Origin of the sequence: Enterobacter sp. EC_64 (assembly GCF_019584165.1) — a bacterium.
Classification (GTDB): domain Bacteria; phylum Pseudomonadota; class Gammaproteobacteria; order Enterobacterales; family Enterobacteriaceae; genus Enterobacter; species Enterobacter roggenkampii.
Genome location: NZ_VDAS01000051.1, coordinates 1 through 14222, shown reverse-complemented (window position 1 = coordinate 14222; position 14222 = coordinate 1). Strand labels below are relative to the sequence as shown.

The 14222-nt window shown below is 54.1% G+C and carries 16 protein-coding genes; 13 read left to right on the top strand and 3 right to left on the bottom strand.

The window, feature by feature from the left end; genetic code table 11:
• From FHC52_RS21930 to FHC52_RS21915, 3 genes are all read left to right on the top strand, one after another.
• Positions 1 to 279 (top strand): MobC family plasmid mobilization relaxosome protein (locus FHC52_RS21930; RefSeq protein WP_220420269.1); only part of this gene is annotated, 279 nt, incomplete at its 5' end.
• Between the two features lie 677 nt (positions 280 to 956).
• Positions 957 to 1454, top strand: a complete 498-nt coding sequence (locus FHC52_RS21920; protein WP_063930303.1) for an MbeB family mobilization protein — start codon at positions 957 to 959, stop codon at positions 1452 to 1454.
• A gap of 6 nt (positions 1455 to 1460) precedes the next feature.
• Positions 1461 to 1676, top strand: coding sequence for an MbeD family mobilization/exclusion protein (locus FHC52_RS21915; protein WP_000137422.1), 216 nt, complete (start codon positions 1461 to 1463; stop codon positions 1674 to 1676).
• 604 nt (positions 1677 to 2280) lie between these two features.
• Here FHC52_RS21915 and FHC52_RS21910 read toward each other — a convergent pair.
• The gene (locus FHC52_RS21910; RefSeq protein ID WP_045337632.1) at positions 2281 to 2721 is read right to left on the bottom strand and encodes a hypothetical protein; all 441 of its coding nucleotides are present in this window, start codon (positions 2719 to 2721) and stop codon (positions 2281 to 2283) included.
• Positions 2722 to 3037: 316 nt separating this feature from the next.
• Between FHC52_RS21910 and FHC52_RS22975 the strand changes: the two genes are divergently transcribed.
• The 7 genes from FHC52_RS22975 to FHC52_RS21870 all read left to right on the top strand — a co-directional run bounded on the left by FHC52_RS22975 (position 3038) and on the right by FHC52_RS21870 (position 9867).
• Complete coding sequence (locus FHC52_RS22975; protein WP_053089601.1) at positions 3038 to 5326, top strand: S-type pyocin domain-containing protein; 2289 nt, start codon at positions 3038 to 3040, stop codon at positions 5324 to 5326.
• Between the two features lies 1 nt (position 5327).
• Positions 5328 to 5585, top strand: coding sequence for a bacteriocin immunity protein (locus tag FHC52_RS21900; RefSeq protein WP_045337636.1), 258 nt, complete (start codon positions 5328 to 5330; stop codon positions 5583 to 5585).
• A gap of 67 nt (positions 5586 to 5652) precedes the next feature.
• A complete protein-coding gene (locus FHC52_RS21895) occupies positions 5653 to 5808 on the top strand; it encodes a colicin release lysis protein (RefSeq protein WP_049224158.1) in 156 nt (51 codons plus the stop codon).
• A 939-nt stretch (positions 5809 to 6747) separates the two neighbouring features.
• Positions 6748 to 7092, top strand: a complete 345-nt coding sequence (locus FHC52_RS21890; protein WP_032623643.1) for a MobC family plasmid mobilization relaxosome protein — start codon at positions 6748 to 6750, stop codon at positions 7090 to 7092.
• A gap of 677 nt (positions 7093 to 7769) precedes the next feature.
• The gene (locus FHC52_RS21880; protein ID WP_063930303.1) at positions 7770 to 8267 is read left to right on the top strand and encodes an MbeB family mobilization protein; all 498 of its coding nucleotides are present in this window, start codon (positions 7770 to 7772) and stop codon (positions 8265 to 8267) included.
• A 6-nt stretch (positions 8268 to 8273) separates the two neighbouring features.
• The gene (locus tag FHC52_RS21875; RefSeq protein ID WP_000137422.1) at positions 8274 to 8489 is read left to right on the top strand and encodes an MbeD family mobilization/exclusion protein; all 216 of its coding nucleotides are present in this window, start codon (positions 8274 to 8276) and stop codon (positions 8487 to 8489) included.
• A 680-nt stretch (positions 8490 to 9169) separates the two neighbouring features.
• Positions 9170 to 9867 (top strand): IS1-like element IS1A family transposase gene (locus FHC52_RS21870; RefSeq protein WP_103215986.1). Its coding sequence is split into 2 segments (ribosomal slippage): positions 9170 to 9419 and positions 9419 to 9867, totalling 699 coding nucleotides; the frame shifts between segments, so codons are not numbered across the junction.
• Between the two features lie 253 nt (positions 9868 to 10120).
• Here the strand turns inward: FHC52_RS21870 and FHC52_RS21865 are convergent.
• Positions 10121 to 10720, bottom strand: a complete 600-nt coding sequence (locus FHC52_RS21865; RefSeq protein WP_310572726.1) for a GNVR domain-containing protein — start codon at positions 10718 to 10720, stop codon at positions 10121 to 10123.
• Positions 10721 to 11239: 519 nt separating this feature from the next.
• A complete protein-coding gene (locus tag FHC52_RS22965) occupies positions 11240 to 11365 on the bottom strand; it encodes a replication initiation protein (RefSeq protein ID WP_072006160.1) in 126 nt (41 codons plus the stop codon).
• A 672-nt stretch (positions 11366 to 12037) separates the two neighbouring features.
• Here FHC52_RS22965 and FHC52_RS21860 point away from each other — a divergent pair.
• From FHC52_RS21860 to FHC52_RS21845, 3 genes are all read left to right on the top strand, one after another.
• Complete coding sequence (locus tag FHC52_RS21860; protein ID WP_021243036.1) at positions 12038 to 12361, top strand: MobC family plasmid mobilization relaxosome protein; 324 nt, start codon at positions 12038 to 12040, stop codon at positions 12359 to 12361.
• A gap of 677 nt (positions 12362 to 13038) precedes the next feature.
• Positions 13039 to 13536 carry an MbeB family mobilization protein gene (locus FHC52_RS21850; protein WP_063930303.1) on the top strand — a complete coding sequence of 166 codons (498 nt, stop codon included), beginning with the start codon at positions 13039 to 13041 and terminating at the stop codon, positions 13534 to 13536.
• Positions 13537 to 13542: 6 nt separating this feature from the next.
• Positions 13543 to 13758: an MbeD family mobilization/exclusion protein gene (locus FHC52_RS21845; protein WP_000137422.1), complete on the top strand. Its 216-nt coding sequence runs from the start codon at positions 13543 to 13545 to the stop codon at positions 13756 to 13758.
• Positions 13759 to 14222 lie beyond the last annotated feature (464 nt).

Below are 14222 nucleotides of genomic sequence, written 5' to 3'. Positions count from 1 at the left end.
GAGCGCTGCGACGGCAGGCAGCTGGCGGCGTGGATGCGGCAGACCTGCCTGGACGAAAAGCCTGCGCGTACCGGAAAGCTTCCCTCTATCTCGCCGGCGCTGCTGCGCCAGCTTGCTGGCATGGGCAACAACCTGAACCAGATAGCCCGCCGCGTTAACGCCGGCGGCGGTACCGGTCATGACAGGGTGCAGATTGTGGCGGCGCTGATGGCCATCGATGCCGGACTTGAGCGGCTGCGGCACGCCGTTCTTGAGAAAGGAACGGACGATGATCGTTAAATTTCATCCTCGGGGTCGCGGCGGTGGCGCCGGTCCAGTGGACTATCTGCTGGGTAAAGACCGGCAGCGTGAAGGCGCCAGCGTCCTGCAGGGGAAGCCGGAAGAGGTCCGGGAGCTGATTGACGCGTCGCCTTACGTGAAGAAATACACCTCCGGCGTCCTGTCGTTTGCGGAGGCCGATCTGCCTCCCGGCCAGCGGGAAAAACTGATGGCCAGCTTCGAGCGGGTTCTGATGCCCGGACTCGATAAAGATCAGTACAGCATTCTGTGGGTGGAGCACGCGGACAAGGGGCGTCTGGAGCTGAACTTCCTGATCCCCAATACCGAGCTGCTGACCGGCAGACGGCTCCAGCCATACTACGACCGAGCCGACCGGCCGCGCATCGATGCCTGGCAGACCATCGTGAACGGCAGACTGGGGCTGCACGACCCGAACGCGCCGGAAAACCGCCGGGCGCTGGTCACGCCGTCCGGCCTGCCGAAAACGAAGCAGGAGGCCGCAGAAGCCATTACCCGGGGGCTGCTGAGCTTAGCCTCGTCAGGGGAGCTGAAAAGCCGTCAGGACGTCACTGACACTCTTGAAGGTGCAGGTTTTGAGGTGGTGCGCACCACGAAAAGCAGTATCAGCATCGCCGACCCGGACGGGGGGCGAAACATCCGACTGAAGGGAGCCATCTATGAGCAATCTTTTTACGGCCTCGAGGGACTTCGAGGAGAAATTGAAAGCGCAGCAGCAGAGTACCGGCGAGATGCTGAAGGCCGCATTCAGCGAGCACGAGCAGTCTGTCGGAGCGGAACTGAGCGCAAGCGCGAGGAGAATCAGCGACGCCATCAGCGCCCACGAGCAGAGTATGAGCGAGGCGATGGAGAAAAACCGGCGGAGCGTGCTGCTGACGGCAGGGAGGACATGGCTTACCATCCTGATGGTTTCAGCGCTGCTGATCGGCACGAGCGGGAGCATTCTGTGGTGGCAGGGGCAGCAGATAACCGACAATTACACGACCCTTCGCCAGCAGGAGGACGCCCTGGCGAAGATGAGCGCGAAAACATGGGGTGTGAGTTACCAGAGCGACAGCAACGGCCGGTTCCTGGTGCTGCCGAAGGGAGCGAAAGCCGAAACAGGCTGGACAGTGGACAGCGGGAAGCGGAACGCGGTGAAGCTGGTACAGGAGTAGAGCAGAATGACAGAGCTGGAAAAGCAGTTGCTGAGCGCATTAGAGCAGCTACAGCAGGACTACTCGCAAAGGCTGGACGAATGGGAGAGCGCCTTCGCGGAATGGCGGAGCATGTGTGGGCTTATGCAACGGGAGAACGCGGTGCTGAACGAGCGCGTGTCGGACTTGAGCACGCAGGTGCTGAGTTTAAGCGAGCAGCTGCGCCGCTTGTCCGGGAACTGAATGCCATCGAGCTCCGGCAGAGGGAGAATGAGTATCAGAAAACACTGGAGCTGGAGCGCCAGCCGCAGAAAACCTACCGCGGGCCGACACTTTAAACCATCCAGGCAGCTGACAACCCGCACGAAGAGGGGCTCTTATTTCTCCCGCTAAATAGGTTCGTGATCAAAAAGGTCACGACTTATTCAGGAGCGGGAAATGAAGCTGTTAAATCTTATTGAATCATTGCTTAACTGCCTGTATCTGGCGGCGGAGCTGTGGGACTGGCTGGAGAAGCATTTGTCGGTTTTTAAGGCATTGGCGCGGATTTTAGTGTGACTTTAACATCCATGCATCTGGCTGCATGACTATGCACCAGTGTAATATTCAGCGGCTGCGTTTCTGGTGTTTTTTCGTTATGTCTGTCGCCACTTTCTCGCGTCTGGCACCGGAAACGCAGCCAACCCCGTTTCAGCGGTGCGCCCAACGGGTGTTATGGTAAATCAGGTCAGCTTTCTTTGGGGGGCTGCGGTTTTTTTGGGAGTCCCCCTGCATTCTTTACACCAGCTTTGTATGACCATCTTTTCCGCCTAAACCTTCCGATAACGGATGTTAGTCACCGGTATGGTTACTCTGAACCTGAGCGAAACAGCCGCAACCAGAAACCCCGCTTTTTTTCCTGCTCCAGCGCGTCCGTCAACCGACTGATTTCCGCCTGCAGTTGATTGCGCTCCTCTTCCTGCACTCGTTTTTCTGTTTCCCGCGCGATTTTATCCTCGAGCATCATGGTGATGGTTTTCTGAAGTGCATCCAGCTTCTGCTGAATGGCCTCTAACTGCGGATTTTCCTCGTGGATACTACCATTTTCAGGGTGTCCCTTATTGTGCCTTTTTGGTGTCTCATGAGTGCGCAGCTCACCATAGACTCGAATCAGTTCACTGGTCTCGAACTCCCGGCGATCATTTTTCCCTGTGCGATAGCTGACAAGGCCTTTAGCCATGTCACGATATAATTGCGAACGCGATTTTCCTGTTAATTTCAGTGCGTCCTGAACTGTGTGCCATGCCATAAAAGTGACAGTGTCTCCTGTGTGTCCCGTATGCCAGTGTGTGAGCATACATCCGGTTTTAACACGGAATGTCATAGGTTGTCAGTCGGTGGTGAAAAATGGGAAAGAAAACCTTGTTGACGATATGACTTTTTCGGGTGTAGCATCAAACAACTGTATATAAACACATGTTTTTATGTACAGTATTTGTGGTGTGGCAGAGTACTTATAACAGCCTGCAGGGAACCCGCCCGGTGGCTTCCGGCAGGCAATAAACCGCACACCTAATTTCTCAGAAGAACAAGTCAAACAAAAAAAATAAGAAGAGGATGAAGTCATGAGTGGTAACGGTGACGATAACGCCCACAACAGCGCATTCGGTGGCGGGAAGAATCCCGGCATGGGGAATACAGGCTCAGGCAGTAATTCAGGATCATCCGGCAGCGGAAATACAGGCAGTCATTTTAATGGCCCGGCAGTAACATACGGTCCGGACGGGTCTCCGCGTATTAACCTGTCTGATGCCAGCTCTTCACAGCCCGGTGGCAGCGGTGGTAATAACGGCGGTGATCGCGGTGGAAATTCAGGCTCTCAGTCGGGTAACAATAATTCTTCTGATCCGTCGAAAGGAAATGGCACCGGCGGGGTACCCACGACATGGGACCGTACGGCAAACTATTACAGCAGCAGCGATCAGGTCTCACGTAAGGCGCTTAAAAATATGTACGAGGAAGCGGTCAGGACGGGAAATATCCCAGCAGCCGCCCGTGGTAGTCTCCGTGCAAACGTGCAGGCAATGCTGGATGAAGACAAACGTCTGGCGGATGCCCGGGCCGCTGCAGAAGCCGAGCAGCGTCGTCTGGCTGCTGAAACTGAGCGTCAGCGGCAGGCTTATGACGCTGCGGTTAAAGCTGATGCCGGTGCCATGGCTCAGGCAGCGGCAGCGCTAAAATCAGCAGATGATGCTCGACTGGCAGCCGAAAACGCACTTCAGGTAGCGCGTTCCCGTCAGGCTTCGATTGGTAATCTACCCGGTACGTGGGACCGTACAGCTAATTATTACAGCAGCAGCGATCAGGTCTCACGCAAGGCACTTAAAAACATGTATGAAAAAGCGGTCAGTACGGGGAGTATTCCTGCTGCCGCCCGCGGTAATCTTCGTGAAAAAGTGCAGGCGATGCTGGATGAAGACAAACGTCTGGCTAATGCCCGCGCGGCAGCTGATGCTGAAGTTCAACGTCTGACCATCGCTCTGTCGAACGCCCAGCAGGCAGTTGTCGCCGCCCAGAAACAGCAGGCGGATACTATCGCTCAGGCTGCGGAAAAAGCGCGTCAGCGTCAGGCCGAAGAGGCGGAACGTCAGCGGCAGGCTGCGGCCGCAGAGCAAAAGCGCCTGGCAGACATTGCGGCTGAACAGGCCCGGATTGCAGCTGAACAGGAAAAAGTCCGTCAGGCCAGACAGGCTGCGGTGAATAAACTGAAATCCAGCGGTATCCAGTCCGTGCGCGGGCTGCCGACGACGGCGGCGCCGGCAGCCTCTCCACTAACCTGGTCCGTAGCCTCTGCCGGTGGCATTTCTCTAGGCAGTGATGTGGCAGGTGCGGTCTGGTCACGTATCTCTGCGGCACTTGCTGAACTGCGTGGCATTATGGCCGCCAGCATGGCCGGGCCGGTGGCGGTAACCGTTGCTGGCCTGCTGTATTCACGTGATGTTGGTGTGGGAAGTGACGTCGTTCCCGGCCGTGATATCAGCGCGATGATGCCGGGGGATGCGTTTTCACTGCCTGATACTGCGACGCTGGACGCGGCGGCTGACGGAAAAACCGGTGTCAGCATGCCGGTGCGTGGTCGTATGGTATTGCGTGATGATGGCACCCTGGAGACGCAGTTGGTCAGAACGACTGTTGCCGGTAATGTTCCGGTGGTGCGGGGCGTGCTGGATCCTGCCACAGGCTACTGGAGTTATGCGTTGCCGGCGATGGCTGGTGTTCCCGGTCAGACCATTCTGGTCAGCCCGTCGGATGCGCCCGGTATCAATGGTCCACTGGGACTGGCGGGGCCTGTTCCGCTGCCGGAATTCATTGTGCATACCGGTGGTGAGGATTCCGCACCGCAGGGAGTGACTGTTACAACGACCCCGGTGACGGAAGATCTGGATTTTAACGACCTTATTCTGATATTCCCGTCAGACTCCGGCCTGAAGCCACTGTACATCATGCTGCGTAACCCGCGTAACATTCCGGGTACCGCGAGTGGTAACGGTCAGCAAACTGGTGATAACTGGCTGGGTAGTGCTGGTACTGGTGATGGTGCTCCTATTCCGAGTCAGATTGCAGATAAGCTGCGCGGGCGTGAGTTCGGGAGTTTTGATGCGTTCCGCCGTGCCGTATGGGGTGAGGTTGGAAAAGAAGCAACGTTGACTAGTCAGTTCAATGAAAGTAACAAGAAAGCCCTTCGTAAAGGATATTCTCCTTTCCCTCCTGAAGCTGAGCAGGTTGGTGGGCGCACTCGTTACGAACTCCACCACATCACGCCTATTAAAGATGGTGGGGCCGTTTATAATATTGACAATATTAGAATTTTAACGCCAAAAAGGCACATCGATCTTCATAAGAATGGTGAATGATATGGACAAAAAGAACATTACTGAATATACCGAAGCTGAATTTTTGGCTTTTGTTAAGAAAATTTGTGATGCAGATTATGACACCGAAAATAAGCATACAGAAGCTGTCCTGTTGTTTAAAAAATTAACTGAACACCCTGACGGTTCTGATCTCATCTATTATCCAAAACCCGGTCATGACGACAGCCCTGAAGGTATTGTTAAAACAGTAAAAGAGTGGCGAGCCGCAAATGGTAAGCCTGGCTTTAAGTCAGAGTAATGATTTTCAGGAGCCTTCATTGAAGGCTCCTTTCATCCGGATAATTATAAAAATAAAAGGACTGAATATGAAAAGAGTACTTTTCTTAGATGTAATAGTGGTTTCGATGATGCTGGCAGCATGCCAGGTTAATAATGTCCGCGATACCGGTGGCGGGGCAGTCTCACCGTCATCAACAGTGACTGGTGTCACGCTCGGCAGTGAAACAGATGGCAATCCATAAAGGATCTTCTTGAGATCCTTTTCAATGAGTCGTAATCTCTTGCTCTGTAAACGAAAAAACCGCCTGGGGAGGCGGTTTTTCGAAGGTTAAGTCAGTTGGGGAACTGCTTAACCCGGTAACAGGGTTCACGAGACCGCCATTACCAAAACTGTTCTTCCAGTGTAGCCTCTGTTAGGCCACTACTTCAAGACCTCTTATCTATCTTCTCGTGTACTCCTGTTACCAGTGGCTGCTGCCAGTGGCGTTTTGTCGTGTCTTTCCGGGTTGGACTCAAGACGATAGTTACCGGATAAGGCGCAGCGGTCGGGCTGAACGGGGGGTTCTTGCACACAGCCCAGCTTGGAGCGAACTGTCTAAACGGAACGGGACGTGGTGATTTAGGTAAAGCTTCCACCACAACACGGATGCCGCATGACGGGAACAGGAAAGCGCAAGAGGGAGCCACCAGGGGGAAACGCCTGGTATCTTTATAGTCCTGTCGGGTTTCGCCACCACTGATGTGAGCGTCTGATTTCGTGATGCTTGTCAGGGGGGCGGAGCCTATGGAAAAACGGCAACGCCGTGGCCTTATCGTTTCCTGCTAAGTTCTTTCCTGGCATCTACTAGGAAATTTCCGCCCCGCCTGTAAGTTGGTACCGCTCGCCGCAGCCGAACGACCGAGCGCAGCGAGTCAGTGAGCGAGGAAGCGGAATATATCCTGTATCACATATTCTGCTGACGCTCCGCTGCTGCATTTTTCTCCTGCCACATGAAGCACTTTCCTGAACCCCCACCCCGTCGTAACATACTAAGCCAGTATACACTCCGCTAGCGCTACGTGACTGGTTCAGGGCTGCGCCCCGAAACCCGCTAAAAGCCACTGACGCGCCTGCGGCTTGTCCAACCCCGGCCGACCGGGAACAGATTTCCCGCCCGTCCCGGCGTTAAGAGGAGACCGGTTTGTCAGAGAAACGGAACAAGATGCTCACCATGTGGGTGACGGAGGACGAGCACCGGCGGCTGCTTGAGCGCTGCGACGGCAGGCAGCTGGCGGCGTGGATGCGGCAGACCTGCCTGGACGAAAAGCCTGCGCGTACCGGAAAGCTTCCCTCTATCTCGCCGGCGCTGCTGCGCCAGCTTGCTGGCATGGGCAACAACCTGAACCAGATAGCCCGCCGCGTTAACGCCGGCGGCGGTACCGGTCATGACAGGGTGCAGATTGTGGCGGCGCTGATGGCCATCGATGCCGGACTTGAGCGGCTGCGGCACGCCGTTCTTGAGAAAGGAACGGACGATGATCGTTAAATTTCATCCTCGGGGTCGCGGCGGTGGCGCCGGTCCAGTGGACTATCTGCTGGGTAAAGACCGGCAGCGTGAAGGCGCCAGCGTCCTGCAGGGGAAGCCGGAAGAGGTCCGGGAGCTGATTGACGCGTCGCCTTACGTGAAGAAATACACCTCCGGCGTCCTGTCGTTTGCGGAGGCCGATCTGCCTCCCGGCCAGCGGGAAAAACTGATGGCCAGCTTCGAGCGGGTTCTGATGCCCGGACTCGATAAAGATCAGTACAGCATTCTGTGGGTGGAGCACGCGGACAAGGGGCGTCTGGAGCTGAACTTCCTGATCCCCAATACCGAGCTGCTGACCGGCAGACGGCTCCAGCCATACTACGACCGAGCCGACCGGCCGCGCATCGATGCCTGGCAGACCATCGTGAACGGCAGACTGGGGCTGCACGACCCGAACGCGCCGGAAAACCGCCGGGCGCTGGTCACGCCGTCCGGCCTGCCGAAAACGAAGCAGGAGGCCGCAGAAGCCATTACCCGGGGGCTGCTGAGCTTAGCCTCGTCAGGGGAGCTGAAAAGCCGTCAGGACGTCACTGACACTCTTGAAGGTGCAGGTTTTGAGGTGGTGCGCACCACGAAAAGCAGTATCAGCATCGCCGACCCGGACGGGGGGCGAAACATCCGACTGAAGGGAGCCATCTATGAGCAATCTTTTTACGGCCTCGAGGGACTTCGAGGAGAAATTGAAAGCGCAGCAGCAGAGTACCGGCGAGATGCTGAAGGCCGCATTCAGCGAGCACGAGCAGTCTGTCGGAGCGGAACTGAGCGCAAGCGCGAGGAGAATCAGCGACGCCATCAGCGCCCACGAGCAGAGTATGAGCGAGGCGATGGAGAAAAACCGGCGGAGCGTGCTGCTGACGGCAGGGAGGACATGGCTTACCATCCTGATGGTTTCAGCGCTGCTGATCGGCACGAGCGGGAGCATTCTGTGGTGGCAGGGGCAGCAGATAACCGACAATTACACGACCCTTCGCCAGCAGGAGGACGCCCTGGCGAAGATGAGCGCGAAAACATGGGGTGTGAGTTACCAGAGCGACAGCAACGGCCGGTTCCTGGTGCTGCCGAAGGGAGCGAAAGCCGAAACAGGCTGGACAGTGGACAGCGGGAAGCGGAACGCGGTGAAGCTGGTACAGGAGTAGAGCAGAATGACAGAGCTGGAAAAGCAGTTGCTGAGCGCATTAGAGCAGCTACAGCAGGACTACTCGCAAAGGCTGGACGAATGGGAGAGCGCCTTCGCGGAATGGCGGAGCATGTGTGGGCTTATGCAACGGGAGAACGCGGTGCTGAACGAGCGCGTGTCGGACTTGAGCACGCAGGTGCTGAGTTTAAGCGAGCAGCTGCGCCGCTTGTCCGGGAACTGAATGCCATCGAGCTCCGGCAGAGGGAGAATGAGTATCAGAAAACACTGGAGCTGGAGCGCCAGCCGCAGAAAACCTACCGCGGGCCGACACTTTAAACCATCCAGGCAGCTGACAACCCGCACGAAGAGGGGCTCTTATTTCTCCCGCTAAATAGGTTCGTGATCAAAAAGGTCACGACTTATTCAGGAGCGGGAAATGAAGCTGTTAAATCTTATTGAATCATTGCTTAACTGCCTGTATCTGGCGGCGGAGCTGTGGGACTGGCTGGAGAAGCATTTGTCGGTTTTTAAGGCATTGGCGCGGATTTTAGTGTGACTTTAACATCCATGCATCTGGCTGCATGACTATGCACCAGTGTAATATTCAGCGGCTGCGTTTCTGGTGTTTTTTCGTTATGTCTGTCGCCACTTTCTCGCGTCTGGCACCGGAAACGCAGCCAACCCCGTTTCAGCGGTGCGCCCAACAGATGTTATGGTAAATTAGGCGCATGATAACTCATTCCGTATATATTATTTTCTTTAGTAACGTATGGACAGGATATTGGTAAATGGATTCAGTAAAAAAAAACGGGATTGATGAAGCTGAAATGCAGACTTATATATCCACGGTTCAGAATCTGGTAGTGGGTGATGCTGCCAACTTACTGATTTAGTGTATGATGGTGTTTTTGAGGTGCTCCAGTGGCTTCTGTTTCTATCAGCTGTCCCTCCTGTTCAGCTACTGACGGGGTGGTGCGTAACGGTAAAAGTACTGCCGGACATCAGCGCTATCTCTGCTCTCACTGCCGTAAAACATGGCAGTTACAGTTCACATACACCGCCTCTCAACCCGGTACGCACCAGAAAATCATTGATATGGCCATGAATGGCGTTGGATGCCGGGCAACCGCCCGCATTATGGGCGTTGGCCTCAACACGATTTTACGTCACTTAAAAAACTCAGGCCGCAGTCGGTAACCTCGCGCATACAGCCGGGCAGTGACGTCATCGTCTGCGCGGAAATGGACGAACAGTGGGGCTACGTCGGGGCTAAATCGCGCCAGCGCTGGCTGTTTTACGCGTATGACAGGCTCCGGAAGACGGTTGTTGCGCACGTATTCGGTGAACGCACTATGGCGACGCTGGGGCGTCTTATGAGCCTGCTGTCACCCTTTGACGTGGTGATATGGATGACGGATGGCTGGCCGCTGTATGAATCCCGCCTGAAGGGAAAGCTGCACGTAATCAGCAAGCGATATACGCAGCGAATTGAGCGGCATAACCTGAATCTGAGGCAGCACCTGGCACGGCTGGGACGGAAGTCGCTGTCGTTCTCAAAATCGGTGGAGCTGCATGATAAAGTCATCGGGCATTATCTGAACATAAAACACTATCAATAATTTGGAGTCATTACCAAATTATGTGTGTATCTTAAAAATGGAGATGGCGAGGTGGCCAATCGGATTCCTCATGGGAATAAAAACTGCTGTAGTTGGCCCAGTGCCATGAAGAATCAGTTAGGCAAGAAGGGTAAGAAATAGATCTGACTGCCCTTATTCACGTGAGATTTATCGGGAGGCCCGCTATTAGCGGGCTTTTCTGCATCAGGCGTGTAACGGATGTTGCTAGAATACGGTTATTAATCGTTACAGGCTAATAAAAAGACCTATTCAATTTATTTTTATATTCAAGCACAGATCTTTTTATTATATGGTACGAGGAGGAAAAGATAACAGCCATAATTAACGTTAGAGTCATAATCAAAGCTGGTTTATACTTTTTATTTACTATTTCATTATTGATTGAAATAAAGTTTCTTTCTCCGGAAGTGTTTGTTTTAGTTAATAATGCAACTTTTGCATATGTTTCAGTGCCATTTATATAGTTGCTATCCTGGTTGTTAACTATGCTTTTATAAGTTTTATAATCTTGGATGTACCAGTCATTAATAGCTTTATGGATAGCGTTTACTTCAGCGGTAACCGAGGGTTTGTAACGGTCATCACCAGCCCATGATAGGTTTATTTTTTTTCCTCTTTCATCTATATTTGATGTTATAGACTTGCTTTTATTGTTTATAATTGATTGTATAATATTCGCTTTACAATAAAAGTCATCCCCACAGTTAATAATCATGCTTGGTGAATTAGCGATAATATTTAATTCGTACTTTATATTTATTTTGTTTTTGTTTGCTAACAAGAAAATAGATGACAAAATCAATGAGAAAACAACAAACAAAATGATACTCACGATTTTTTTCTTAAGAAAGAGAAATAACTCGATGAAATCAATATCAGGTGAATTGCTTTCCATTTTTATATACCAACAATAGTTATTAAAGTATAGGATAAATAAATAAATAAAATTAAAATAGCCGTGATGAATATTTTCGCTGATTTAGTATATTTCATTTTAAAAGCCAATCAAATAAAAAACATTTTACCTATTATTTAGGCGTAAGAAAACTCTTAAAATCAATTTTTTTGTTTATTTTTTGTTCAATTATGTCTATGGAGGGAGTTGTTATCAGCCTGTATCCTTTCCACATATTTTAAGATCTTCTTGAGATCCTTGTGTTACAGCCGTAATCTCTTGGTCTGAAAACGAAAAAACCACCCGGCAAGGTGGTTTTTTCGAAGGTTCAGTAAACCGGCAAGTTTCTGAACCGTGGTAACTGGCTTTCGCAGAGCACAGCAACCAAATCTGTCCTTCCAGTGTAGCCGTACTGATGCGCACACTTCAAGAGCAACCTCGTGTTTAGCTAACAAATCATCTGCGAACCAAGTTACCAATGGCTGCTGCCAGTGGCGCTTTGTCGTGTCTTTCCGGGTTGGACTCAAGTCGATAGTTACCGGAACAGGCGCAGCGGTCGGACTGAACGGGGGGTTCGTGCATACAGTCCAGCTTGGAGCGAACTGCCTACCCGGAACTGAGTGTCAGGCGTGGAATGAGATAAACGCGGCCATAACAGCGGAATGACACCGGTAAACCGAAAGGCAGGAACAGGAGAGCGCACGAGGGAGCCACCAGGGGGAAACGCCTGGTATCTTTAAGTCCTGTCGGGTTTCGCCACCACTGATTTGAGCGTCCGATTCTGTGATGCTTGTCAGGGGGGCGGAGCCTATGGAAAACCGGCAACGCCAGGATCCTCTTTCCGGGCCTTTCTTCCTGCGCACATGTCCTTCTGCCGCTTCTCCCCTGAATCTGTGGATAATGTAGCTTCCATTCCCGGGCATGCTTTCCCCGCTCGCCGCAGCCGAACGACCGAGCGTAGCGAGTCAGTGAGCGAGGAAGCGGAATATCACCGGTCCTGCATTTTCTGCTTACGCGCCCGCCATGGCATCGCACCTGCTTTATGTGGCAGCTATGCATTATGTTTCTGCGATGTTACATTTTAAGCCAGTATACACTCCGCTAGCGCTATGTGACTGGTTCAGGGCTGCGCCCCGAAACCCGCTAAAAGCCACTGACGCGCCTGCGGCTTGTCCAACCCCGGCCGACCGGGAACAGATTTCCCGCCCGTCCCGGCGTTACGAGGAGACCGGTTTGTCAGAGAAACGGAACAAGATGCTCACCATGTGGGTGACGGAGGACGAGCACCGGCGGCTGCTCGAGCGCTGCGACGGCAGGCAGCTGGCGGCGTGGATGCGGCAGACCTGCCTGGACGAAAAGCCTGCGCGTACCGGAAAGCTTCCCTCTATCTCGCCGGCGCTGCTGCGCCAGCTTGCTGGCATGGGCAACAACCTGAACCAGATAGCCCGCCGCGTTAACGCCGGCGGCGGTACCGGTCATGACAGGGTGCAGATTGTGGCGGCGCTGATGGCCATCGATGCCGGACTTGAGCGGCTGCGGCACGCCGTTCTTGAGAAAGGAACGGACGATGATCGTTAAATTTCATCCTCGGGGTCGCGGCGGTGGCGCCGGTCCAGTGGACTATCTGCTGGGTAAAGACCGGCAGCGTGAAGGCGCCAGCGTCCTGCAGGGGAAGCCGGAAGAGGTCCGGGAGCTGATTGACGCGTCGCCTTACGTGAAGAAATACACCTCCGGCGTCCTGTCGTTTGCGGAGGCCGATCTGCCTCCCGGCCAGCGGGAAAAACTGATGGCCAGCTTCGAGCGGGTTCTGATGCCCGGACTCGATAAAGATCAGTACAGCATTCTGTGGGTGGAGCACGCGGACAAGGGGCGTCTGGAGCTGAACTTCCTGATCCCCAATACCGAGCTGCTGACCGGCAGACGGCTCCAGCCATACTACGACCGAGCCGACCGGCCGCGCATCGATGCCTGGCAGACCATCGTGAACGGCAGACTGGGGCTGCACGACCCGAACGCGCCGGAAAACCGCCGGGCGCTGGTCACGCCGTCCGGCCTGCCGAAAACGACGCAGGAGGCCGCAGAAGCCATTACCCGGGGGCTGCTGAGCTTAGCCTCGTCAGGGGAGCTGAAAAGCCGTCAGGACGTCACTGACACTCTTGAAGGTGCAGGTTTTGAGGTGGTGCGCACCACGAAAAGCAGTATCAGCATCGCCGACCCGGACGGGGGGCGAAACATCCGACTGAAGGGAGCCATCTATGAGCAATCTTTTTACGGCCTCGAGGGACTTCGAGGAGAAATTGAAAGCGCAGCAGCAGAGTACCGGCGAGATGCTGAAGGCCGCATTCAGCGAGCACGAGCAGTCTGTCGGAGCGGAACTGAGCGCAAGCGCGAGGAGAATCAGCGACGCCATCAGCGCCCACGAGCAGAGTATGAGCGAGGCGATGGAGAAAAACCGGCGGAGCGTGCTGCTGACGGCAGGGAGGACATGGCTTACCATCCTGATGGTTTCAGCGCTGCTGATCGGCACGAGCGGGAGCATTCTGTGGTGGCAGGGGCAGCAGATAACCGACAATTACACGACCCTTCGCCAGCAGGAGGACGCCCTGGCGAAGATGAGCGCGAAAACATGGGGTGTGAGTTACCAGAGCGACAGCAACGGCCGGTTCCTGGTGCTGCCGAAGGGAGCGAAAGCCGAAACAGGCTGGACAGTGGACAGCGGGAAGCGGAACGCGGTGAAGCTGGTACAGGAGTAGAGCAGAATGACAGAGCTGGAAAAGCAGTTGCTGAGCGCATTAGAGCAGCTACAGCAGGACTACTCGCAAAGGCTGGACGAATGGGAGAGCGCCTTCGCGGAATGGCGGAGCATGTGTGGGCTTATGCAACGGGAGAACGCGGTGCTGAACGAGCGCGTGTCGGACTTGAGCACGCAGGTGCTGAGTTTAAGCGAGCAGCTGCGCCGCTTGTCCGGGAACTGAATGCCATCGAGCTCCGGCAGAGGGAGAATGAGTATCAGAAAACACTGGAGCTGGAGCGCCAGCCGCAGAAAACCTACCGCGGGCCGACACTTTAAACCATCCAGGCAGCTGACAACCCGCACGAAGAGGGGCTCTTATTTCTCCCGCTAAATAGGTTCGTGATCAAAAAGGTCACGACTTATTCAGGAGCGGGAAATGAAGCTGTTAAATCTTATTGAATCATTGCTTAACTGCCTGTATCTGGCGGCGGAGCTGTGGGACTGGCTGGAGAAGCATTTGTCGGTTTTTAAGGCATTGGCGCGGATTTTAGTGTGACTTTAACATCCATGCATCTGGCTGCATGACTATGCACCAGTGTAATATTCAGCGGCTGCGTTTCTGGTGTTTTTTCGTTATGTCTGTCGCCACTTTCTCGCGTCTGGCACCGGAAACGCAGCCAACCCCGTTTCAGCGGTGCGCCCAAC

Excerpts from the sequence above, each read along its gene's own strand:
- FHC52_RS22975 (WP_053089601.1), top strand. The coding sequence starts at position 3,038 with ATGAGTGGTAACGGTGACGATAACGCCCACAACAGCGCATTCGGTGGC.
- FHC52_RS21850 (WP_063930303.1), top strand. The coding sequence starts at position 13,039 with ATGAGCAATCTTTTTACGGCCTCGAGGGACTTCGAGGAGAAATTGAAA.
- FHC52_RS21845 (WP_000137422.1), top strand. The coding sequence starts at position 13,543 with ATGACAGAGCTGGAAAAGCAGTTGCTGAGCGCATTAGAGCAGCTACAG.
- FHC52_RS21915 (WP_000137422.1), top strand. The coding sequence starts at position 1,461 with ATGACAGAGCTGGAAAAGCAGTTGCTGAGCGCATTAGAGCAGCTACAG.
- FHC52_RS21910 (WP_045337632.1), bottom strand. The coding sequence starts at position 2,721 with ATGGCATGGCACACAGTTCAGGACGCACTGAAATTAACAGGAAAATCG.
- FHC52_RS21920 (WP_063930303.1), top strand. The coding sequence starts at position 957 with ATGAGCAATCTTTTTACGGCCTCGAGGGACTTCGAGGAGAAATTGAAA.
- FHC52_RS21900 (WP_045337636.1), top strand. The coding sequence starts at position 5,328 with ATGGACAAAAAGAACATTACTGAATATACCGAAGCTGAATTTTTGGCT.
- FHC52_RS21875 (WP_000137422.1), top strand. The coding sequence starts at position 8,274 with ATGACAGAGCTGGAAAAGCAGTTGCTGAGCGCATTAGAGCAGCTACAG.
- FHC52_RS22965 (WP_072006160.1), bottom strand. The coding sequence starts at position 11,365 with ATGCACGAACCCCCCGTTCAGTCCGACCGCTGCGCCTGTTCCGGTAAC.
- FHC52_RS21880 (WP_063930303.1), top strand. The coding sequence starts at position 7,770 with ATGAGCAATCTTTTTACGGCCTCGAGGGACTTCGAGGAGAAATTGAAA.
- FHC52_RS21895 (WP_049224158.1), top strand. The coding sequence starts at position 5,653 with ATGAAAAGAGTACTTTTCTTAGATGTAATAGTGGTTTCGATGATGCTG.
- FHC52_RS21860 (WP_021243036.1), top strand. The coding sequence starts at position 12,038 with ATGCTCACCATGTGGGTGACGGAGGACGAGCACCGGCGGCTGCTCGAG.